This window comes from Saccharothrix deserti (assembly GCF_009769385.1).
In the GTDB taxonomy this organism is placed as follows: domain Bacteria; phylum Actinomycetota; class Actinomycetes; order Mycobacteriales; family Pseudonocardiaceae; genus Actinosynnema; species Actinosynnema deserti.
On the sequence record NZ_VKAB01000044.1, the window covers coordinates 19608 to 40556 of the forward strand.

General features: G+C 71.1%; 17 protein-coding genes and 1 pseudogene. 12 read left to right on the forward strand and 6 right to left on the reverse strand.

The window, feature by feature from the left end:
* The first annotated feature begins 133 nt into the window (after window positions 1-133).
* Window positions 134-1006 (forward strand): fumarylacetoacetate hydrolase family protein, encoded by an 873-nt coding sequence (locus FM051_RS41905; RefSeq protein ID WP_238413029.1) that lies wholly within the window; start codon window positions 134-136, stop codon window positions 1004-1006.
* Complete coding sequence (locus FM051_RS41910; protein ID WP_238413030.1) at window positions 1003-2991, forward strand: acyl-CoA synthetase; 1989 nt, start codon at window positions 1003-1005, stop codon at window positions 2989-2991. Before FM051_RS41905 ends, FM051_RS41910 begins: the two co-directional genes overlap by 4 nt.
* A gap of 58 nt (window positions 2992-3049) precedes the next feature.
* Here FM051_RS41910 and FM051_RS41915 read toward each other — a convergent pair whose 3' ends face one another.
* The gene (locus tag FM051_RS41915) at window positions 3050-4372 is read right to left on the reverse strand and encodes an amidohydrolase family protein (protein WP_158852668.1); all 1323 of its coding nucleotides are present in this window, start codon (window positions 4370-4372) and stop codon (window positions 3050-3052) included.
* A gap of 69 nt (window positions 4373-4441) precedes the next feature.
* On the opposite strand from FM051_RS41915, the gene FM051_RS41920 reads away from it, so the two are divergent.
* Window positions 4442-5161, forward strand: coding sequence for a TetR/AcrR family transcriptional regulator (locus tag FM051_RS41920; RefSeq protein ID WP_202919314.1), 720 nt, complete (start codon window positions 4442-4444; stop codon window positions 5159-5161).
* On the opposite strand, the gene FM051_RS41925 is transcribed toward FM051_RS41920, so the two are convergent.
* Window positions 5124-6053 carry an SDR family NAD(P)-dependent oxidoreductase gene (locus FM051_RS41925; RefSeq protein ID WP_158852670.1) on the reverse strand — a complete coding sequence of 310 codons (930 nt, stop codon included), beginning with the start codon at window positions 6051-6053 and terminating at the stop codon, window positions 5124-5126. The genes FM051_RS41920 and FM051_RS41925 overlap by 38 nt on opposite strands.
* Before the next feature lie 216 nt (window positions 6054-6269).
* On the opposite strand from FM051_RS41925, the gene FM051_RS41930 reads away from it, so the two are divergent.
* Both FM051_RS41930 and FM051_RS41935 read left to right on the forward strand, forming a co-directional pair.
* A complete protein-coding gene (locus FM051_RS41930; protein WP_158852671.1) occupies window positions 6270-7385 on the forward strand; it encodes a zinc-dependent alcohol dehydrogenase in 1116 nt (371 codons plus the stop codon).
* Window position 7386: 1 nt separating this feature from the next.
* Window positions 7387-8565 (forward strand): DUF3500 domain-containing protein, encoded by a 1179-nt coding sequence (locus FM051_RS41935; RefSeq protein WP_202919315.1) that lies wholly within the window; start codon window positions 7387-7389, stop codon window positions 8563-8565.
* 27 nt (window positions 8566-8592) lie between these two features.
* Here FM051_RS41935 and FM051_RS41940 read toward each other — a convergent pair whose 3' ends face one another.
* On the reverse strand, window positions 8593-9117 hold the full coding sequence (locus FM051_RS41940; protein WP_158852672.1) for a LysR family transcriptional regulator: 525 nt from the start codon (window positions 9115-9117) through the stop codon (window positions 8593-8595).
* Between the two features lie 215 nt (window positions 9118-9332).
* Between FM051_RS41940 and FM051_RS41945 the strand changes: the two genes are divergently transcribed.
* The 6 genes and pseudogenes from FM051_RS41945 (at window position 9333) to FM051_RS41965 (ending at window position 15188) form a co-directional block, all read left to right on the forward strand.
* Window positions 9333-10841 carry an FAD-dependent monooxygenase gene (locus tag FM051_RS41945; RefSeq protein ID WP_158852673.1) on the forward strand — a complete coding sequence of 503 codons (1509 nt, stop codon included), beginning with the start codon at window positions 9333-9335 and terminating at the stop codon, window positions 10839-10841.
* 55 nt (window positions 10842-10896) lie between these two features.
* Window positions 10897-11559: a hypothetical protein gene (locus FM051_RS41950; RefSeq protein WP_158852674.1), complete on the forward strand. Its 663-nt coding sequence runs from the start codon at window positions 10897-10899 to the stop codon at window positions 11557-11559.
* A gap of 205 nt (window positions 11560-11764) precedes the next feature.
* Complete coding sequence (gene abc-f, locus FM051_RS41955) at window positions 11765-13396, forward strand: ribosomal protection-like ABC-F family protein (RefSeq protein ID WP_158852675.1); 1632 nt, start codon at window positions 11765-11767, stop codon at window positions 13394-13396.
* Between the two features lie 13 nt (window positions 13397-13409).
* Window positions 13410-13739: pseudogene (locus FM051_RS53775) on the forward strand (ATP-binding cassette domain-containing protein); the annotation flags it as partial.
* Between the two features lie 187 nt (window positions 13740-13926).
* Window positions 13927-14658, forward strand: a complete 732-nt coding sequence (locus FM051_RS53780) for an ATP-binding cassette domain-containing protein (protein WP_338019525.1) — start codon at window positions 13927-13929, stop codon at window positions 14656-14658.
* A 98-nt stretch (window positions 14659-14756) separates the two neighbouring features.
* Window positions 14757-15188 carry an organic hydroperoxide resistance protein gene (locus FM051_RS41965; protein ID WP_158852676.1) on the forward strand — a complete coding sequence of 144 codons (432 nt, stop codon included), beginning with the start codon at window positions 14757-14759 and terminating at the stop codon, window positions 15186-15188.
* Between the two features lie 58 nt (window positions 15189-15246).
* Here FM051_RS41965 and FM051_RS41970 read toward each other — a convergent pair whose 3' ends face one another.
* Entirely contained in the window at window positions 15247-16290 is a 1044-nt protein-coding gene (locus FM051_RS41970; protein ID WP_158852677.1) for an alpha/beta fold hydrolase, read from the reverse strand.
* Between the two features lie 125 nt (window positions 16291-16415).
* On the reverse strand, window positions 16416-19142 hold the full coding sequence (locus tag FM051_RS41975; RefSeq protein WP_158852678.1) for an ATP-binding protein: 2727 nt from the start codon (window positions 19140-19142) through the stop codon (window positions 16416-16418).
* A 255-nt stretch (window positions 19143-19397) separates the two neighbouring features.
* Here FM051_RS41975 and FM051_RS41980 point away from each other — a divergent pair, with 255 nt between their 5' ends.
* The gene (locus FM051_RS41980; protein WP_158852679.1) at window positions 19398-20507 is read left to right on the forward strand and encodes an aldo/keto reductase; all 1110 of its coding nucleotides are present in this window, start codon (window positions 19398-19400) and stop codon (window positions 20505-20507) included.
* Window positions 20508-20589: 82 nt separating this feature from the next.
* Here FM051_RS41980 and FM051_RS41985 read toward each other — a convergent pair whose 3' ends face one another.
* Complete coding sequence (locus FM051_RS41985) at window positions 20590-20868, reverse strand: hypothetical protein (protein ID WP_158852680.1); 279 nt, start codon at window positions 20866-20868, stop codon at window positions 20590-20592.
* Window positions 20869-20949: the final 81 nt, after the last annotated feature.

A 20949-nucleotide genomic window follows, 5' to 3' on the forward strand; every position in this document is an offset into this window, starting at 1 on the left:
ACTTTCAACTATGACGAAATCGTCATCAGCTCTTGACTGATGTTACGTTCGTAATTGACGATAACGTCATGAACACTTCGGTCCTCCGCACCGCCGACGCCTGGTGGGTCCTCCCCCCACTGGTGCATCCAAAGTGGACACACGCGCCACGACCACCGCGCAGCTGCTGGCCGACCGGCCGGCGATCGCCACCGCCGCGGCGGGCACCGACGGCGTCCCCGTCGAGGACCTCGCGCTGATCTCGCCGGTCACGGCGCCCTGCCGCGTCGTCGCGCAGATGACGAACTTCGCCTCGCACGTCACCGACACCGGCGGCAAACCCGACGCCGCGCAGTTGGCGTTCTTCCGCAAGACGTCGGGCTCGATCAGCGGACCGCACGACGACGTGATCAAACCGGCGCACGTGCGGCTGCTCGACTACGAGGTGGAGATCGGGCTCGTCATCGGCAAGGCGATGCCGGTCGGCTCGACGGTCACCGAGGACGACCTCTCCGACTACATCGCCGGCCTCGTGGTGACCAACGACGTCTCGGCGCGGGACATCCAGCTGCCCAAGACCCAGTACTACGAGGGGAAGTCCTACCCGACCTTCACGCCGGTCGGTCCAGCGCTGGTGCTGCTGGACGCCGACGAGCTCAAGCGGTTCACCGACCTGCGGCTGAAGCTGTGGGTCAACGGCGAACTCCGGCAGGACGCGACGGCCTCCGACATGATCTACCCGCCGCTCGCGGCGCTGCGCGGGCTGACCCGCTTCCAGCACCTCGACCCCGGCGACCTCGTGCTGACCGGAACACCCGTCGGCACGGCCATCAGCGCGCCACCGAAACCGGTCCAGGTCATCGCCTCCCTGCTGCCGGAGCAGGTCAAGTGGAAGCTCTTCTTCCGAGGCCAGGCCAAAAATCCGAAGTACCTCGCCGACGGTGATGTCGTCGAGGCCGCCGTGGCGACCGACGACGGCGCGATCGACCTCGGCCGCCAGCGCACGACCGTGAGGGACGCCCGATGAGCGAGAACACCCCGATGAGAGAGAAGACGCAGTGGCCGGACTACGCCTCACCGGCCGACCTGTCCGAGATCGAGACCGTCCCGCTCGAAGAACGCGGCCTGCCCGACTCGACCTACGCGCTGCTCGCGCGGGCCGCGACGACGTGGCCCGACCGCACGGCGATCACCGTGCTGCCCGACACCTCCCGGTGGCGCGAGCCGGTGCGCCGGACGTTCGCCGAACTCCTGGCCGATGTCCACCGGTACGCGAACCTGCTGCACGAACTCGGCGTGCGGCGCACGGACGCGGTCGCCCTGATGTCGCCCAACTGCGCCGAGCTGATCCCCGCGACGCTGGCCGCGCAACTCGCCGGCATCGCGACACCGCTCAACGGCGGCCTCTCCCGGCAGCACCTCGCGGAACTCCTCCGCCGCTCCGGCGCACGGGTCCTGATCACCGCCGGGCCCGAGCTCGCACCCGACATGTGGGACACCGCCCGAGCTCTGGCCCGCGACGGCCTGCTGGACACGATCCTGGTACTGCGCCCCACCGGGGCGGTGCCGACGTCCGAGCTCCCGCCGACGGTCCAGGGCGCGAACGTCGGCCACCTCGGTGATCTCGCCGCCGATCTGGACCCGTCCACTTTCGCAGGCGTTCCACCCCGCGCAACCGATCTGGCCGCGTTCTTCCACACCGGCGGCACCACCGGTATGCCGAAACTGGCCGCCCACACCCACGCGAACGAGGTCGCCGACGCGTGGGTGCTGGCCGCCAACTCCCTGCTCGACGAACAGTCCGCGTTCTTCGCCGCACTGCCGCTGTTCCACGTCAACGCGCTTGTCGTCACCCTGCTCTCGCCGCTTTTCAAGGGGCAGGGCGCGGTGTGGGCCGGTCCGCTCGGCTACCGCGACCCGGCGTTGTACGGCGAGTTCTGGAAGATCGTCGAGCACTACCGGATCGCGACGATGAGCGCGGTGCCCACCGTGTACGCCGTCCTCGCGCAATGTCCGGTCGACGCGGACATCAGCAGCTTGCGGTACGCGTTGGTGGGCGCGTCGCCGTTGCCCGCCGCGGTCCGCGACGGTTTCCAGGCCCACACCGGGATCACTCTGATCGAGGGCTACGGCCTGACCGAGGCGACCTGCGCCAGCGCCCGCAGCTTCCCCGACGCGCCGCGGCCGGGCTCGGTCGGGCAGCGGATGCCCTACCAGCAGGTGAAAGTGGTGCGCGTCGGCGAGGACGGCACCTGGGAGGACCTACCCCCGGGTGAACGCGGCGTGCTGGCGATCAGCGGCCCGGCCGTCTTCCCCGGCTACGTCACCGGGCGCGACGACCACGGCCCCGTGCTGGACGGGCTCGGCAAGCTGGTCAACGGCTGGCTGGACACCGGTGACCTCGCGCGCATCGACGCCGACGGCTTCATCCACCTCGCCGGCCGCGCCAAGGACCTCATCATCCGCGGCGGGCACAACATCGATCCGGCACTCGTCGAGGACGCCCTGCTGGCCCATCCCGAGGTCATCGCGGCCGGTGCCGTCGGGCGTCCGGACGTGCACTCCGGTGAGGTCCCCGTCGCCTACGTCACCCTCGCACCCGGCTCCTCGGTGGCGGAAGAGGAGCTGCGCGACTGGGCGCGCGAGCGGGTGCCCGAACGCGCCGCCGCACCCAAGACCGTGACGGTCCTCGACGCACTGCCCGTGACGAGCGTGGGCAAGCCCTACAAGCTCGCCCTCCGCGCGGACGCGGCCGGCCGGGAACTCACCGAGGCGCTGGCCGGGATCGCCGGAGTGCGCGGCATCGACGTCGCGGCAGCGGCCGGACTGTTGGCCGGTGTGGTCCGGGCCCTGCTCGGCAGCCTCGCCGGCGTCGGGTTGCCGCTCATGCTCACCGGCGCCGTCATCGCGCACGCCCGCAAGGGCAACCGGCCGCAGAAGTTCATCGCCGCCGTGGTGTCCTGGCTCCTCGTCGCCGCCTACCTGACCGTCCACATCGGAGCAACCTGGTGAGCGCGGTTCCCGTCCCGGCTCGTCCGCGTGACCAGCAGCGGTAGATCGTCAGCGCGGGTCAGATCCGCGCACTTGTGTCCAGGTGGCGGAGGAGCCGTTCGCCTGATCCCCTCAGGCGATCCTTCACGTCGTCGAGGTCGACGTCGACCAGGTGGTGGTCGCGCTTGCGCCACTGTCCGGCGATCATCACCGCCTCGATGTTGCCGACGCCGGCGTGCAGGGCCGCGGCGATCGGGTCGTGTGCCGGCCACAGGTTCAGCGCGCGGGCGTCGATGGCGACCAGGTCCGCCTGCATGCCCGGCTCGATGCGCCCGACCCGGTCGGCCAGGCCGAGCGCTCGTGCTCCTTCGACCGTGGCCCACGACAGCGCCTGCTTGCCGGTGATCGACGGCGTCCGCGACACCATGCCGGTCGACTGCCGGTGGTGCTCGTGGTCGAGGCCGCGCTGATGGGCCAGCGCGATCCGTGCGGCGGTGAGGATGTCGCCGGGCACGACGGTGTCGACGTCGGTGCCGAGCGACGGTGCCGCGCCGAGGCGCAGCAGTCGTCCGGTGACGGGCACCGCGTGGCCCTGACCGAGCTCGTTCTCGGGAGTGGCGGTGAACGTGACGCCGGCCCCGACCAGCGTCTTGATCCACTCGTCGGTCATGCCGGCGCCGTGTGTGATGTTGGTGTGGGGCCCGAGCAGTCCGGCCTCTCGCACGGCGTCCCACCCGGCCGCGGGTTCACCGCCGCTCTGGTGCACCGACACGACGACGCCGCGCTCGTCGGCGGCACGGAAGTCGGCCACCGCGACCTCGGGCGTGGAGTACTGCGGTCCCCGGATGGCCATCCCGAGGGTGAGCAGGTCGTGGGTGCGGACCGGGCCGTCGAGCAGGCGGTCGACCTCGGGGAGTGGGTGGGGGCTGTCCGGCGTCACGTAGGCGGTGCCGTGCAGGAAGACCGCGCGGATGCCGGATCGCAGGAGCCCGTCGACCGCCGCGTCGGTGTGCTCGGGTGTGCGGGTGTTGTGGCACCAGTCCCCGAGTGTGGTGGTGCCGCAGTCGATCTGGTTCAACGCGCCGGCGAGAGTGCCGATGCGCATGTCCTCGGGGTTGTAGTGCCGGGCGACGGTGCCGTGCACGTGGGTGAGGTACTCCGGCAACGTCCAGTCGGCGCCCACGCACCGCAACCCGGCCTGCCAGGTGTGCAGGTGCGCGTTGACCAGGCCGGGGATGACGACGCGCCCGGAGAGGTCGACGGTGTCGGCGTCGGGGCTGTCGAGGTGCTCGCCCAGGTCGGCGATGCGGTCGTCGTCGACGAGGATGTCGATGCGTTCCGCGTCGGGCCGGTTCGGCGCCATGGTGACCACCCGCGCGCCGCGCAGCAGTGTGCGGCTCATTCGACCACCCCGTCGATCTTCACACACCCCCGACACATAATGGCTACAGTGTGTCCGTTATGGTGGAGGGTGTCAAACATCCGCCATACTGGCCCGGTGACAGCCGCACGCCGCCCTGCCGGAGAGGCCGAATCAGCTCGACGCTCACCCGGCCGTCCTCCCGTCCCGCTGGACCGGATCGTCGCGACGGCGCTGCGGATCGTCGACGAGGAAGGCGCCGACGCCCTGTCGGTGCGGACGCTCGCCCAGCGGCTGGGCTCCGGCACGGCCACGTTCTACCGGCACTTCGCCAACCGGTCCCAGTTGGTCGCCCAAGTCGTCGACCGCATGTTCGGCGAAGTCGAACTCGACACCGAAGAACTCGCAGCGATGAGCTGGCACGAAGCACTCCGGACGGCTGCCACCGCCCTGTTCGAACTTCTGGGTCGCCACCCGAACGTGGCCCCGCTGCTGGTCGAACAGGTGCCCGTCGGCCCGAACGCGCTAGTTCACCGGGAACGGTCCATCGCGATCCTGCTCGACAACGGCTTCCCGCCGCCCCTCGCCGCACGCGCCTACGCGACACTGGCCCACTACGTCCTGGGCTTCGCGATCCAGCTCACAAGCCCCTCGGGGCAGCAGTCCGACGACACGCGGTTGTCCGCCACCTTTCAGGGCATGGACCCGGCACTGTTCCCCGCCACCGTCGCGGTCGCCAGCTCAATGCCGGTGCCGTTGGAGGACGAGTTCGCCTTCGGTCTGGAGCTGATCCTCAACGGACTCGACCAGGTGCGTACCGGCTCGGCCTGAGCGTCAGAAGAGCTTCGTCCGCGGGTCGCGCAGGGCGAGCCGCTCCAGCAGCAGGTCGACCTCGGCGCGCTCGGCCGCGCTGAGGGAGCGCCCCCGGTGAGCGCTGGGCGTCGTGGGCCAGGAGACCGCGTCGCCGCATGACGTACTTGCGGACGGCGAGACCGACGCCGGTCTGCTGGAGGAAGGCGACGACCGCGGCGTACTCGGCGGGATCGCCGTAGCGACCGACCGGGATGGAGGCGATGCTCGCGTCGGCCACCTCGCCCACAGACCGCTTCTCCCGTGCCGCCTTGCTCTCGTCGAGCGCACGGACGCGGGCCGTGCCGATCCGGCCGGGGACGACGATGTTGCAGGTGACACCGGCACCGCCGACTTCACGGGCGAGGGTCTTCGACCAGCCCACGAGCGCGGTGCGCACCGAGTTGGACAACCCCAGGTCGGCGATCGGGGCCACGACGCCGGAGCTGGTGCTGGTCACCACGCGGCCCCAGCCGCGGTCGCACATGCCCGGTACGACGCGGTCGGCGATCGCGATGACCGAGAGCACCATGGACCGGAAGTGGTCGGTCCAGGTGTCCGGGCCGTTGCCGAGCACCGGGGTCGGTGGTGGGCCACCGGTGTTGTTCACCAGGATGTCGACCGGTCCGAGTACGTCCTCGATCCGTGTGGCGTTCGCATCGATCACCGACAAGTCGCCGAGATCCCACTCCAGGGCCAGTGCCCGGCCGCCGGCGCCGCGGATCCGATCGGCCGTGACCTCCGCCGCCTCGCCCCGCACGTCGGCGACGGCGATGACCGCGCCCTCGGCGGCGAGCCGCTGAGCCGCCGCACCGCCCAGACCCCCGCCGGCGCCGTGCACCAGCGCGACGCGTCCAGTGATACCCAGGTCCATCGAACTTCCTCCTCGGGGCTTGCCTCACTGAAGCCGCTCGGACCGCCGGTGCGCAAAGACCAATATCCAGCGCCCTCCATAGCCGCTCTCTATGCGGCCTCTATGCGGCCACGTATAGAGAGCGGCTATGGCCGCGAGCCGTGAATGGTCTTGGACACCGCGACCGCGTGGCACGCACGCTGAGGAGGCTGCTGCCACGACAGTGAGGACCTTGTGATGACCGTGATCCCGGACGTGATGCGGGCCGCCGTGCTCGCCGGGCCGGGCCGGATCCGCGTACGCGATCTGCCCGTGCCGGAGCCTGGTCCCGAGGACGTGCTGGTGCAAGTGCACCGCGCTTCCCTGTGCGGAACCGACCTCAAGATCCGCAGCCGGGCGTTCTTCAAGAACGGCGGCCCGCCGGTCGGCACCTTCGTGCCAGGTCACGAGTACGCCGGCGTCGCAGTGGCCGTCGGTTCCACAGTGGACGAACTCCGAGTGGGCGATCGGGTGGTGGCCGAGGCGCACCGCGGCTGCATGCGGTGCGCCACCTGCCTGCGCGGGTCCTACACCGACTGCCTGAACTACGGCATCCCGACCAAGGGACAGCGAACCCAGGGCATGACCGTCAACGGCGGGTTCGCGGAGTACGCCCTGAACCACGTCTCGACCCTGCACCGCCTGCCCGACCAGGTCAGCTTCGACGCCGGTGTCGTCCTGACGACCGTGGGCACCGTCATCCACGCGTTCGACGTCCTGCGCGACCTGCTCGTCGGCGCACGGGTCGCCGTCATCGGCCCGGGACCGATCGGCCTGCTCGCCGTCCAAGTCGCCAGACAACTCGGCGCGGAACTCGTCGCCCTGACCGGGACCCGGGAATCCCGACTCAAGCTCGGCGGGACCTTCGGGGCCGACCTCGTCCTGAACGCACACGAGGACGACCTCGTCGCACGGGTCCGGGCCGTCACCGACGGGCACGGGGTCGACGTCGTACTGGAGTGTTCCGGGGCTCCCTCGGCCGTCGACGACGCGTTGAGGCTGACCAGGCGCGGTGGCGCCGTCGTCCTGGTCGGGTTCTTCGAGCAGCCCGTCACCGCCGACCTCAACCACGCGGTGATGAACGGCATCACGCTGCACGCCGTGCGCGGCGAAGGCCCGCGGTCGGTCGTTCGCGCCGTCTCGCTGGCGAGCCGGGGCCGGCTCGCCACCGACAGCCTGGTCACCCACCACTTCCCGCTCGAAGAGATATCCGAGGCGTTCGACACCTACGCCGAGCGCCGCGGCGGCGCCATCAAGGTCATGCTCGACATCGCGGATCCGGACACATCGCCGTCGCTCGACCGGGAGGGCTGAGGTGGACGTGCAAGGCACCGGTCCCGCGGCACAGGCCGGACCGCACGACACGGAGCGGGCGCTCGTCGGCGACATGACCCGCCTCGCGACCGACTTCCTCGACTCGCTCACACCGGAGTTGCACGCCCGCGCGCTGTGGGCACCTCTCGACGACGCGACCGTCGAGGCCGAGCGGGTCCGGTGGTTCTACACCCCCACCGACCACGGCGGGGTGCCGCTGCGCGAACTCTCGCCCCGGCAGCAGAGCCTCGCCATGCAACTGCTGGCCGGCGGCCTCACGCGACAGGCCTACGTCACCGCCTGCACCGTGATGGGCCTGGAGAACGTCCTCGACGAGGTCGACGGGTGGCAGGCCGACTGGGGCCGCGAACGCGGGCGCGACCCGGGGCTGTACTGGGTGCGCATCTTCGGGCGACCCGGTGAACCGAGCCGGGGGTGGCGGTTCGGCGGCCACCACCTGTCGGTGAACCTGCTGATCCGCGACGGGCGGATCGCGGCGGCGACGCCGTCGTTCCTGGGCGCAGACCCGGCGTCATCGCCATTGCTCGCCGGGACGCTGCGCCCGCTCGGCGGGACCGAAGACCTCGCGCGCACGTTGATGAGTTCACTCCCGGGACCAGCTCGGGCACAGGCCCTCCTGCACCCCCGCGCGATCTCCGACATCGTCTCGGGCAACCGCGCCCGCATCGGCCCGGGTGACCGGATGATGCACATGCCGGACCTGTTCCGCGGACCTCTGCCCACGCCGCGACTCGCCGCGCTGGTCGACCGGATCGACGACATCGCCGAGACCGGCTCCGGCTACACCGAAGAGGACCACGCGGTGATGGCCCTCGCGCACGAACCCCAGGGGGTCGCCGCCGGCGAGATGACGGCGGAACAGCGCGGGCTGCTCCGCGAACTGCTGGCGGCATACACCGACCGCTCCCCCACCCCGGTCGCCGACGCCCACCGCCGGCACTACCTCGACGAAAGCAACCTCGACGTCGTGCACTTCGGCTGGGCCGGCGACGTCGCACCGGGCGAGCCCCACTACTACCGGCTCACCGCACCGCGCCTGCTCATCGAGTACGACAACACCCAACGCGGTGCCAACCACGCGCACTCGGTGTGGCGGGACCCGAGCGGGGACTTCGGGATCGACCCGCTCGCCTCGCACCACACGTCGATCCCCCACTGACGCGGAACCGTGCCGGGATCTAGCGGATCAGGGCGTCGGCCGGCAGGTCGTCACGACCGGCCAGCCGAAGCCGAGCGACACGACCTCCCCGTCCCAGTCCCCCGGTCGAGGTCCGATCGCCAGGTCGCCGCGCCCCGCACGCATCGCCGCCTCCAGGTCCCGGCGGTGGGAGTAGTCGTGCAGCCGCAACACCGTGCCGGGGTACTGATCGTGCCAGCGCACGATGCCCGCGGGCAGGGCACCCGAAGCCACCGACCGGATGGTCAGGACGTGCAACTCCCCCTCGCGCCCGCTCACCAGGTCGGCCACCGATCTGCGCGCTTCGTCGGCCGCCGCGATCACCGCCTGCGCCCTGGGCAGGAAGACCCGACCGGCGGCGGTGAGCGCGACACCGAGGCGTCCGCGTTCGAGGAGTTCGGTGCCCAGTTCCCGCTCCAGCGCCCTGATCTGCTGCGACAACGAGGGCTGCGCCACCAGCAGCTGATCCGCCGCCGCGCTGAAGGAGCCGTACTCGCAGATCGCGACGAAGTACTCGAGCTGACGGAGACGCATGCTCGCCTGACCTTTCCTCGATCAATAACGGTGCCCGTGCCCGGCCGGCCGGCGACCGCCTTCCGGTTCCGTTGTGCCGATCACGTCATTCCGGATACACTGTAGCCATAATTACGGTTTCAACACCGGTCCGGGAGGCGGCACTGCTCCCCCCTCGACGTTCCACTCCTGAGGCGTCCCACTCCTGAGGCGTCCCACTCCTGAGGTGACAAACAATGGACAAGCACATCGACGTGCTCGTGGTAGGCGCCGGGCCGACCGGGCTGACACTGGCCTGCGACCTGCGCCGCCGCGGGATCAGCTTCCGCGTCGTCAACGCCGCGGACCACGGCTTCGAGGGCTCCCGGGCCAAGGGTGTCCAGCCGAGAACCCTCGAAGTGCTCGACGACCTCGGCGTCCTTCCCGAACTCCGGCCCCGCGGGTCGAGGTACCCGTTACTCGGCCTCCACATCGGCCCGTTCACCCTGCCCTGGGTGATGTACAAGCACCACAAGCCGACCGAGAACGTGCCCCACCCCGACACCATGCTCGTCCCCCAGTACGAGACCGACGCCTCCCTCCGACGACGCCTCGCGGAACTCGGCGCAACGGTGGAGGACGGGACCCGGCTGGTCTCCTTCGAGGAGGATTCCGACGGGATCATCGCGACGCTCGAAGAGCCGGGCGGCACCGAGCTGGTCCGCACCCGCTTCCTCGTGGGCACCGACGGCGGCTCCAGCGCCGTGCGTCGCGCCGCCGGGATCGACTTCGTCGGCTCGACCGACGAGAACGACCGGGCGATCGTCGCCGACGTCGACCTCAGCGGCCTGTCCCGCAACCGGTGGCACGTCTGGCCCCGCAAAGCGGGCCGTTTCATGGCGCTGTGCCCCCTCCCCGACGGCGACAAGTTCCAGCTCATGCTCAAGCTGCGCCCCGACGAGGAGGCCGACCTGGGCCAGGAGGCGGTCGACCGCCTCGTCCAGGAGGTCGTGGGCCGGCCCGGGCTCCAGGTGCACGAGATCCACTGGGCCTCGGTCTGGAACCCGAACACCCGCTTGGCCGAGCGCTACCGGTCCGGGAACGTGTTCCTCGCCGGCGACGCCGCCCACGTCCACCCGCCCGCCGGCGCGCAGGGCCTGAACACCGGCGTGCAGGACGCGTACAACCTCGGCTGGAAGCTGGCCCAGGTCCTGGCCGGGGCACCGGACGCCCTGCTCGACAGCTACGAGGCCGAGCGGCAGCCGATCGCCGCCCGGGTGCTCGGCCTCTCCAGCGAGTTGTACGCCGGTGTGAGCAACCGACACCTGACGGCGGTCAAGCGCGGTGACGAGGAACGGCAGCTCGCGCTCACCTACCGCGGCGGCCCACTCGCCCCCGACAGCGACCCTCAGCAGAAGGGCGTCCGCGCCGGCGACCGCGCGCCCGACGCCCGGTACACCGACACCCGCGGTCGGTCCGGCCGGCTCTTCGACGTGTTCCGCAGACCGCACTTCACGCTGCTCGCCGTCAGGCAGCCCGCGATCGACGCCCTCGACCTGGTCAACTGGCCGGATCGGGGCGCGCGCCTGGAGACCGTGGCGATCCCGGCCGGCGCCGCTCCCGGGCTCAAGCGCGCCTACGGAATCCAAGGGTCCGCGCAGATCCTGGTGCGGCCCGACGGCTATGTCGCCCACGTCGCCCAGGACAACTGGGCGGAATCCCTGCACGAGCACTCGCGACTCATGCTGCCGCGGTTCGCCGGCTAGCCGCCGGGCCTACCGCCGCACCCCGACCGGAAACCCTCGAAGAGGAGTAACAGGAATGCCATCACAGCAGGGCGTCGTCGAAGGCTTGACTTCGGTCGTGGTCCGCGAATTCGTCGGCCGCCGCGCCGAAACGGAGGACGTCACGTCGACGCTCCCGGTCGAATCGCAGGCCGCGCTGCGCCAGTTCTCGCTTGAGGGCACCACCGGTTACGGCGTCGACTACGCGGACGCCGTCGAGCTGCGTGCCCGCGTGCTCGGCGGGCAGGATTGGCGCTCGGCCGCCACCGAGCTGGCGGACGCGTGCCTGCGCCGCGTCGAGGCCGCCCCGGAGACCGCCGGGGCGGCCACACGGATCGCCTACCTGCGCCGTGCGTCCGCACTGCTGCGCATGAGCCAGATGATGATGCTGTCCGACACCACCGAACGGCGGGAGATCTTCGCCAAGGCCGCCGAGCTGTACGCGCAGGCCGCCGAACTGCGCGGTGACCGCGAGCGCGTCACGATCGACACCGACCACGGTCCTCTGGCGGGGTGGCTCGCCCCCGCCGGCGGCAACGCGGTCGCCTCGGCCGTCGTCATCGGCGGCATCGAGGGCTGGGCCATGGACTTCCACAGTCTCGGCGAGGCACTCGTGGCGCGCGGTGTCGACGCGCTGCTGCTCGACGGCCCAGGACAGGGTCCGGGTCCTGGTGCTCGATGGTCGAGGTGCGGGCGGTGACGGCTCGGCGGCGGTTGGTGGTGCCTGCTACCGTGTAAGCGGAGAGCCGTTTGAGGGAGACTCGACGTGGCGGGTGAAGACGACATCTCCGGGTGAGTCCCGGATGTGACAGGCCATCGGCGTTGCCGCTGTGGCCGTCTTAGTCGTCCAACAATTTTTCCCTGCTGGGCACAGTTCTGCCCGCATCACGCCTGAGGTCTCACTCATGTCTGAAAGCTGCGTCGTCGTTTCCGGCCTGTCCTTTTCCTGGCCCGATGACACCCCGGTGTTCGACGGGCTGTCCTTCACCGTCCCGACCGGCCGCACCGGTCTCGTCGCGCCCAACGGGGCCGGGAAGACGACCCTGCTCAAGCTGATCGCCGGCGAGCTGCGGCCGTCGGCGGGAAGCGTCACGGTCGACGGTGTGCTCGGCTACCTCCCGCAGGACCTGCCGCTGACCGGTGAGCCGACCGTCGCCGAAGTCCTCGGGATCGCCGCAATCCTGCGTGCCTTGGCGGCCGTCGAGTCCGGCGATGTCGACGAAGAGCACTTCACCACGATCGGGAACGACTGGGACATCGAAGAACGCACGCGCGCCCAACTGGACCGGCTGGGTCTCGGCGACATCGGCCTCGACCGTCCCCTGCACACGCTCAGCGGTGGCCAGGTCGTCTCCCTGGGCTTGGCGGCCCAGCTGCTCAAACGGCCGGACGTGCTGTTGCTGGACGAGCCGACCAACAACCTGGATCTCGACGCACGCCACAGGCTCTACGACGTGCTCGACGACTGGCACGGCTGCCTGCTCGTGGTCAGCCACGACCGCGCCCTGCTCGACCGCGTGGACCGCATCGCCGAGATCGAGAGCGGCGAAGTCCGCTACCACGGCGGGAACTTCACCGAGTACGAGCAGGCGGTCGAGGCCGCGCGGGAGGTCGCCGAGAAGAACGTCCGCAACGTCGAGCAGGAGCTCAAGCGCGAGAAACGGGAGATGCAGCAGGCTCGCGAACGGGCCGCGCGCAGGGCGAGCAACGCCGCGCGCAACCTCGGCAACGCGGGGCTGCCCAGGATTTTCGCCGGGACCATGAAGCGCAACGCGCAGGAGTCGGCCGGCAAGGCGAGCGGGACGCACGCGGCGCGGGTCAGCGCGGCGAAGGCCAAGCTGGACGAGGCCGAGCGGGCGCTGCGGGACGAGCAGAGGATCAACCTGGAGCTGCCGCAGACCGCGGTCCCCGCCGGACGGACGCTCTTCCTGGGCGAACGCCTGCTGGCGGGCTACGGCGAGCGGGAACTGTTCGCGGACGAGGGCGCGGACCTGGTGATCCGCGGCCCCGAGCGGATCGCGCTCACCGGCTCCAACGGCGTCGGCAAGTCCACCCTGCTGCGGATCGTCCACGGCGACCTGGAACCCCGCGGCGGCGACGTCAAGCGGGCCGACGGCCGGATCGCCTACCTGTCGCAGCGCCTGGACCTGCTGGACGGCGCCCTCACGGTCGCCGAGAACCTGGCGGCATTCGCACCGGCGATGCCGCCGGCGCAGCGGATGAACCTGCTCGCACGCTTCCTGTTCCGCGGATCCCGGGCGCACCTCCCGGTCGGCGTCCTGTCCGGTGGGGAACGGCTGCGCGCCACGCTGGCCTGCGTCCTGTTCGCCGAACCGGCACCACAACTGCTGCTGCTGGACGAACCCACGAACAACCTCGACCTGGTCAGCGCAGGGCAACTGGAACGCGCGCTCAACGCTTACCAGGGCGCGTTCGTCGTCGTCAGCCACGACGAACGGTTCCTCACCGAGATCGGGATCGACCGCCGGCTCCGGCTCGAAGACGGCCGACTGCTGGAGACGGCCGCAGCCGGCTGAGCGGGGGACCGACATGGCTGAAGCAGCTCTGCTCGCACACGACCTCGTGCGCGTCCTGGGTGGTCGGCGCGTCCTCGACGGGGTCTCGCTCACCGCGTCTCCGGGCCGTCGGATCGGCCTGATCGGCGAGAACGGCGCCGGGAAGTCCACACTGCTGCGGTTGCTCGCGGGCGTGGACCAACCCGACCGCGGCAGCGTCGAGCGGCCACCGGACCTCGGCTACCTGCACCAGGAGATGTCGTTCGACCCGCTGGCCACCGTCGCCGACGTGCTCGACGACGCGCTGGCCGGCGCACGCGATGACCTGGCCGAACTGGACCGGCTCGCCGGCCTGCTCGCCGACTTCCCGGATGACGCGGAACTCCTCACCGAGTACGCCGAGCGCCTCGAACGCGCGCAGCACCACGAGGCCTGGGACGCCGACCGGCGGGCGGAGGCCGTCCTCACCGGACTCGGCCGCCCTGCGCGAATCGCTCGGCGTGACGACACACCAGGTCGCACCGAACCGTCCCCAGCGCGACAACGAGAAGATGGGCTACGGGCACCGGGCCGGCAGGGTGCAGAACCAGATCGCGCGCCGTGTGCGCCACACCACGCGCCGGATCGAGGAGCTGGAACGCCGGCAGGTCCCCGCGCCCCCGAGGCCACTGCGCTTCCTCCCGGACGCCCTCGCGGACCAGGCGCCCGACGAGATCCTGGTGTCCCTGCGCGACGTCCACGTGCCCGGGCGGCTCGCGGTCGATCGCCTCGACGTGCCCGCCACGGGACGGTTGCTCGTCACCGGGCCCAACGGCGCGGGCAAGTCCACCCTGCTGCTCGTGCTGGCGGGCCGGCTCGAACCGGGCGGCGTACGACGGCGCTCCGGGCTCCGAGTCGGCCTGCTGAGCCAGGACACCCGATTCGACCGGCCCGGACGCACCGCGTGGGAGACGTACGAATCGGTGCTGGGCGCGGAGCGAGCGGAGTCCGTTCCGCTGCTTTCACTGGGGCTGCTGCACGAGTGGGATGTGGACAAGCCCGTCGGGGACCTGTCGGTGGGTCAGCGGCGACGGCTCGCGCTGGCGTTGGTCGTGGCGGATCCTCCTGAGCTGTTGCTGCTGGACGAGCCGACCAACCACCTGTCCCCCGCGCTGTGCGACGAACTGGAGGACGCACTGGGCCCCGGGCCGGGCGCGATCGTGCTCGCCAGTCATGACCGCCGGCTGCGCTCGCGGTGGCGGGGCACCGAGGTCCGCGTCGATCCGATGTCGGCGATCCGGTGACGTACACCCATGACGTCGTCCGACGGTCGCCGCGGCTTTCCCGGGGTTCTTAACGTGGTGCCGAATCCCACGACATCCCGAGATCGAGAAGGAAATCCATGCCTGAAACCACTTACACCGCGGTAGCCACCTCCACGGCGGAGGGCCGCAACGGGGGGCGGGCGACCTCTGACGACGGCGTGCTCGACCTCGCCCTCGCCGTCCCGAAGGCATTCGGTGGCAACGGTGACGGCACGAACCCGGAGCAGCTGTTCGCCGCGGGCTGGGCGTCCTGCTTCGTCGGCGCGGTGCGCCGCGTCGCGAGCGCGAAGAAGGTGCCCTTGAACGACCTCGCCGTGGTCGCGGAGATCACCCTGCACCACGACACCGACGCCGGCGAGTTCAAGCTCAGCGCCGTGCTGCACTTGGAGGCGTCCGGTATCGACCAGGCGACCGCCGACGAACTGGTCGACGGCGCGCACCAGGTGTGCCCGTACTCGAAGGCGACCCGAGGCAACATCGAGGTCACCTTGGACGCCACCGTCGCCTGACACCCTCCGGATGGTCTGAGCCCGCCGCACGCGAGCGGCGGGCTCAGGCTCGTCCACTTCAGAGTCGGTCGGCGTCCACGATCGCCTGGGCGAAGGGCCGCGGTGCTTCCTGCGGGACGTTGTGGCCGATGCCCGCGAACACCCGGTGGTCGTACTTCCCGGTGAACTTGGCGCGATAGGACGTCCCGCTCGCCGCTTCGCCGTCGAAGTCGCTGCCGATCGTGATCGCCGGCACGGAGATGGCCGGTGCGGTGGCGAGTACCTGTTCGTATTTCTCGTACTGCGTCTCCCCCGGCGCCAAGCCCAGGCGCCAACGGTAGTTGTGGATGACGATGTCGACGTGATCGGGGTTGTCGAAGGACGCCGCGGTCCGCGCGTACGTGGCGTCGTCGAAGTTCCACCGCGGCGACGCGGTCCGCCAGATCAACCTGTTGAAGTCGTGCCGGTTCCGGTGGTAGCCGAGAACCCCGCGTTCGGTCGCGAAGTAGTACTGGTACCACCAGCCCAGCTCGGCCGCCGGGGCCAACGGCTGCCGGTTCGCCTCGATGTTCGTGACCAGGTACCCGCTCACCGGGACAATCGCCTTGCAGCGTTCCGGCCAGAGCGCGGCGATGACCGCGACGGTCCGCGCGCCCCAGTCGAACCCGCCGAGGACCGCCTCGTCGATCCCGAGCGCGTCCATGAGCGCGATGATGTCCTGCGCTACCGCCGACTGCTGTCCGTTGCGGACCGTCTGCGCGGACAGGAACGTGGTCGGGCCGTACCCGCGCAGGAACGGGACGATCACCCGGTACCCGTCGGCGGCCAGCAGAGGCCCGACGTCGGCGTAGCTGTTCGGGTCGTAGGGCCAGCCGTGCAGCAGCAGCACCGGCCGGCCGTTGCTGGGACCGAATTCGGCGTACGCCGTGTTCAGCACGCCGGCGTCGATCTGTTTGACGGGGCCGAGTGAAGTGTTCTCGCCCGACCCGGCCCGGAGATCCGCCTCTTCGGTCGGCACGGCGACCGGAGCGTTCCCGGCGGGGGCGTTCGACGAGCAGGCGGTCAGCGATGTCGCCGCCACGCCCGCCGCCAACGCCCGCGTGAATCGTCTCCTGCTGATCATCTGAACTCCTGTGCGGAAGTCTCGGCAACGATGCCGACGTTAGGCAGCCGCTGGAGGCTTCCGCGCCTGTCGGATGACGCTGCCGGTGTAGGTCATCGGCGGTGCAGGTCTCCGTCGGCTGACCGCTATCGGGCGGGCTTGTCGCCGAGCGCCTTGAGCATCGCCGCGAGCTCGGCACGGGAGCTCACGCCCAGTTTGGGGAAGATCCGGTGCAGGTGGGTGCCGACGGTGCGGTGGGAGAGGTAGAGCCGCTGCCCGATCTCCCGGTTCGTCAGGCCCTCGGCGGCCAGCTGCGCGATGCCGAGCTCGTGCGGGGTCAGTCGGTCCCGCGCGTCCGGTCCCCGGTTCGGGCTCGACTCCCCCGCGGTGCGCAGTTCCCGCCGGGCCCGCTCGGCCCACGCGGTCATGCCGAGCGCGTCGAACGCCTCCCTCGCCGTGCGCAGGTGGCTCCGGGATTCCACCACCCGGCGCTGTCGCCTCAGCCATTCGCCGAACGCCAGGTGGACGCGCCCGCGTTCCGCGGGCCACGCGGTCAGGTCGGCCCGCAGCGCGTTCGTGAACAGCTCCTCCGCGTCCTCGTGCGGGGCGAGCACGGCGCGCGCGTAGCGCAATCCGATGTGCAGCGCGGGCGACGGCGTCGATGCGGCCGCCCTTTCCAGGTCGCGCAGGATGTCCCGCATCGCGCCGGTCTGCCCTGCACGCACGGCCGCATCGGTGAGTTCCGCGACGAAGTACGCGCGCAGGGCCAGTTGGTAGGCGGGGTCGGTCGGGTCGAGCAACCGGCTCAGGTCGGCGAACGCATCGTCGAAGCGGCCCTCGCTCAACGCGGCGAGCCCGCGCGCGAGCTGGACGGTGGCCAGGACGGGACGGGCGCCCGCGGCGAGCCCGACCCGCTCTGCCTCGTCGGCCAGTGCCCTGGCCTGCTTGTGGTCGCCCCGCAAGGCGGCGATCTCGGCCCGGACCGCCGTGGCCAGCCCGTACATGAACGGCTGCGCGGTCTCCTGTGCGAACTCGGCTGCTTCCGCCGCGACCGGCGCCGCCGCGGCCACGTCACCGAGGCGGACCCGGCTCCACGCCTGGACGGTCAGCGCACGGGTCAGCAACCCGAGCCTGCCCTGGACACGAAGGCCGGGCGCCGCTGCCGCGGCGAAGTGGGCGGCCAGGTCGAACGCCCCGACCTGCAACGCCGCGCTGCCCAGGTAGCGGTCGACTTCCGGGTCGGCTCCGGTCGTGCCGGCGAGTTCGCGCAGCCGGTCGAGCACGACGCCACCCCGCTCGAACGGCGCGACGTACGCGGCGACCGCGATCATGCGGGGGTCGTCGTCCGGGACGGGAAGCCGGTCCGCCACACCCAGCAGCGAACGGCGGGTCTCGGGGCCGGGTTCCGACCAGAAGCAGCGCATCGCCGCACCCCACAGGATCCGCATCGCCGGTTCGACCTGCCCGTCGGCGGCGACCGACTCGGCCAGCCCGGCCAGCTCCGACGTGCGTGCGGTGTCCTCGCGCACCCCGTCTTCGAACCCGCTGAGCAACCAGCTCGCGGTGGCGCGACGGCGGGGCGAGAGCTCACCGGCCTGTGCTTGCCGCACCAGGCGTTCGGCCGTCTCGCGGCGACCGGATTCGACCGCCAACTCGGCGGCCCGCAGCAACCGGTCCGCCCGCCGTCCCGTCGCACCGCTCAGCCGAGCGGCTTGTTCCAGCGCCGCGATGGCGGCGGCGACGCCGCCCCGGTGCCGCGCCCGGTCCGCGGCGCGTTCCAGTTCCGCCGCCACCTGCTCGTCGGTGCCCGCCGTCGCGGCGGCTCGGTGCCAGGCCCGCCGGTCCGGCTGCTCGCGCAGCGTCGCGGCGAGTGCCAGGTGGGCCCGGCGTCGCTCGGCGAGCGTCGACGCCGCCGGGATGGCCGACCGCACCAGCGGGTGCCGGAACGTCACCGTGCCGGGATCGGGCTCGATCAGCCCGGCGTCGACGGCCGGCGTCAGGACCTCCGGTTCGGCCGGGACTCCCAGCACCGAGCCCGTGGCCGCGAGCGCCTCGGCGACCGAGCCGCCCTCGTTGAGCGCCGCGACCAGCAGCGCGGCACGGGTCCGCGCGGGCAGGACCGCGACCCGGGCGGTGAACGTGCGTTCGAGGCGTTCGGTCAGCGGCAGGACCGGGTCGAGCGCGTCGAGGCCCGTCACGGCCGATGGCAGCTCGGTCAGCGCCAGCGGGTTTCCCGCCGCCTCCGCGAGCACCCGTGCCCTGACCGTCGGGGTGAGGCCGGGGGCGACCGAGTCGAGCAGTTCCGCCGCGACCTCGTCGGACAGGCGTTCGAGGTTCATCGAGGACAGGCCGGCGTCGCGCAACGGCGACCGCGCGCCGTCCGCGAGGGTCGCGATCAGGACGATCGGTTCGGACTCGATCCGCCTGGCCACGAAGGCGAGGACGTCCGCGCTCGCCCGGTCCAGCCACTGCACGTCTTCCGCGACGATCAGCAACGGCCTGCCCTCGGACCGCTCGGCCAGCAGCGACAACGCGGCGAGCCCGACCAGGTAGGCGCTGGGTTCCGCCGCGTCCTCCAGCCCCAGCGCGGTCCGCAGGGCCGCACGTTGGGGGCGCGGCAAGGAGTCCACACCCGCCCGGACCGGGAACAACAGCTGGTGCAGCCCGGAGTGGGCCAGGTTCTGCTCGGCCTCGACGCCGGTCGTCCTCAGCACGTGCAGCCCCGCGACCGACGCCGCCGCGACCGCTTCCGCCACCAGCGCGGACTTCCCGATGCCGGGCTCGCCCCGGATGAGGACGCCGCTGCCGTTCCCCGGTCCGTCCAGGAGCACGCCCAGGTCCTTCAGCTCGGCTTCCCGTCCGTACAGCGGCATCGTGCGGCACTCCTACCCTGCGGCCATCCCACGGACCGTGCACGGGTCTTCACCGCGACGATACCCAAACCCTGTCGGGGTCGGACGTTCCACCAGCTCAGGACGGTTGCCGTGCCGAAGGTGCCGGGTACGTCCACATCGGACTCGAACCGGACTCCGCCCCGGCAGCCGCAGCACCGCCGACAGGTGACGACTTACCCGGATGACGTCATCCGACAGGCGCGAAGGCTCCCACCGGGCACTTAGCGTGGCCTCATGTCGCTCGACCACTATTACCTGCTGGGACGTTCCGGGCTGCGCGTCAGTCGACTGGCCCTGGGCACGATGAACTTCGGCACCGGCGGTTTCCACGCCGCGTACGGCAAGACCGAGGACGAAGTCCGCCCGATCTTCGGCAGCTACCTCGATGCCGGCGGCAACTTCATCGACACGGCGGACTTCTACACCGCCGGCGAAAGCGAAACCATCATCGGCAAGCTCGTCGCCGAGGCGAAGGTGCGCGACCGGGTGGTGCTCACCACCAAGTTCACCAACAGCGTCGACCCCGGCGATCCGAACGCCGGCGGCAACGGGCGCAAGCACATGATCAGGGCCCTCGAAGCGTCGCTCCGCCGGCCGCGCACCGACTACGTCGACCTCTTCCTGCTGCACACCTGGGACCGGCTCACCCCGGTCGAGGAGGTCATGCGGACCTTCGACGACCTCACCAGGGCGGGCAAGATCCGCTACGCCGGCCTTTCCGACGTGCCCAGCTGGTACGCCGCGCGCGCCCAGACCCTCGCCGAGGCGCACTCGCTCGCACCGGTCGTCAACCTCCAGTTGCCCTACTCCCTGGTCGAGCGAGCGATCGAGGTCGAGCACGTTCCGATGGGACGTGAACTGGGCCTCGGCATCACCGCCTGGAGTCCGCTCGCCGGCGGCTTCCTCACCGGCAAGTACCGCCACACCGACCACGGGACGACCGGTGAGGGGCGGCTCAGCACCCCTGGAGCCTCCGGCCGCTCTTGGACCGCACGGGAATGGCAACTGCTGAAAACCATCGACGAGGTCGCCGACAAGCTCGGCGTGACGATGGCCCAGGTCGCGCTCAACTGGGTCGCCACCCAGCCCGGCATCGCCTCCGCGATCGTCGGGGCGAGCAGCGCCGCCCAACTGGAGGCCGGCATGGCCGCGCTCGACTTCGAACTGCCGGAGGAGTTGCGGACCGCACTCGACCAAGCGAGCGCGGTGCCGCCCGAGTCCGTGTACAGGATGTTCACACCGGACTACCAGAACTGGCTGGTGAACGCCGGCGTCAAAGTCGGCGACAAGCCGACCGGGTACAACCCGGCCGTGCGGAACTGGGTGTCGGAGAACAACGGATAACGCGTCCTCGCCGCGCCCAGGATCACGCCGCCTGACTTGCACGGACGCCATTTCGGCAAGCACACCGCCGGAGCAACGACACTCAGGCGTCGCCGCGCATCGAGCGGCGGATTTCTTCGAGCTTGTCGAGCCCTGCCTGCCGGCGCGCCTCGAACTGGTCCTCGACCGCCTTGGCCTCCGGGGTGGCGTCGGCGAGTTCCTCGGCACCGATGCTGGTGGCGACCCGGCTCTCGATGCGGTCACGGACGTGCTCGAAGGTGGGTACGCCGTCCTCGCTGTAGTCACCGGGCGGCACGACGGGCTGGGCCGCCCCGTCCTCGACGATCTCGGCGTCGATCACTGGTTCCCGGTCCGCGTTCATCGCCCCAACTCCGTTCGCCGTGCCGACCCCGAGGCTACCTCCCCAGGGCTCCCCCGGCGTGGACGTGGGAGGTTCCCAAAG

Coding starts and splice junctions, on each gene's coding strand:
- FM051_RS41910 (WP_238413030.1), top strand. CDS start 1,003: ATGAGCGAGAACACCCCGATGAGAGAGAAGACGCAGTGGCCGGACTAC.
- FM051_RS41915 (WP_158852668.1), bottom strand. CDS start 4,372: ATGAGCCGCACACTGCTGCGCGGCGCGCGGGTGGTCACCATGGCGCCG.
- FM051_RS41925 (WP_158852670.1), bottom strand. CDS start 6,053: ATGGACCTGGGTATCACTGGACGCGTCGCGCTGGTGCACGGCGCCGGC.
- FM051_RS41930 (WP_158852671.1), top strand. CDS start 6,270: ATGACCGTGATCCCGGACGTGATGCGGGCCGCCGTGCTCGCCGGGCCG.
- FM051_RS41940 (WP_158852672.1), bottom strand. CDS start 9,117: ATGCGTCTCCGTCAGCTCGAGTACTTCGTCGCGATCTGCGAGTACGGC.
- FM051_RS41945 (WP_158852673.1), top strand. CDS start 9,333: ATGGACAAGCACATCGACGTGCTCGTGGTAGGCGCCGGGCCGACCGGG.
- FM051_RS41950 (WP_158852674.1), top strand. CDS start 10,897: ATGCCATCACAGCAGGGCGTCGTCGAAGGCTTGACTTCGGTCGTGGTC.
- abc-f (WP_158852675.1), top strand. CDS start 11,765: ATGTCTGAAAGCTGCGTCGTCGTTTCCGGCCTGTCCTTTTCCTGGCCC.
- FM051_RS53780 (WP_338019525.1), top strand. CDS start 13,927: ATGGGCTACGGGCACCGGGCCGGCAGGGTGCAGAACCAGATCGCGCGC.
- FM051_RS41965 (WP_158852676.1), top strand. CDS start 14,757: ATGCCTGAAACCACTTACACCGCGGTAGCCACCTCCACGGCGGAGGGC.
- FM051_RS41970 (WP_158852677.1), bottom strand. CDS start 16,290: ATGATCAGCAGGAGACGATTCACGCGGGCGTTGGCGGCGGGCGTGGCG.
- FM051_RS41975 (WP_158852678.1), bottom strand. CDS start 19,142: ATGCCGCTGTACGGACGGGAAGCCGAGCTGAAGGACCTGGGCGTGCTC.
- FM051_RS41980 (WP_158852679.1), top strand. CDS start 19,398: ATGTCGCTCGACCACTATTACCTGCTGGGACGTTCCGGGCTGCGCGTC.
- FM051_RS41985 (WP_158852680.1), bottom strand. CDS start 20,868: ATGAACGCGGACCGGGAACCAGTGATCGACGCCGAGATCGTCGAGGAC.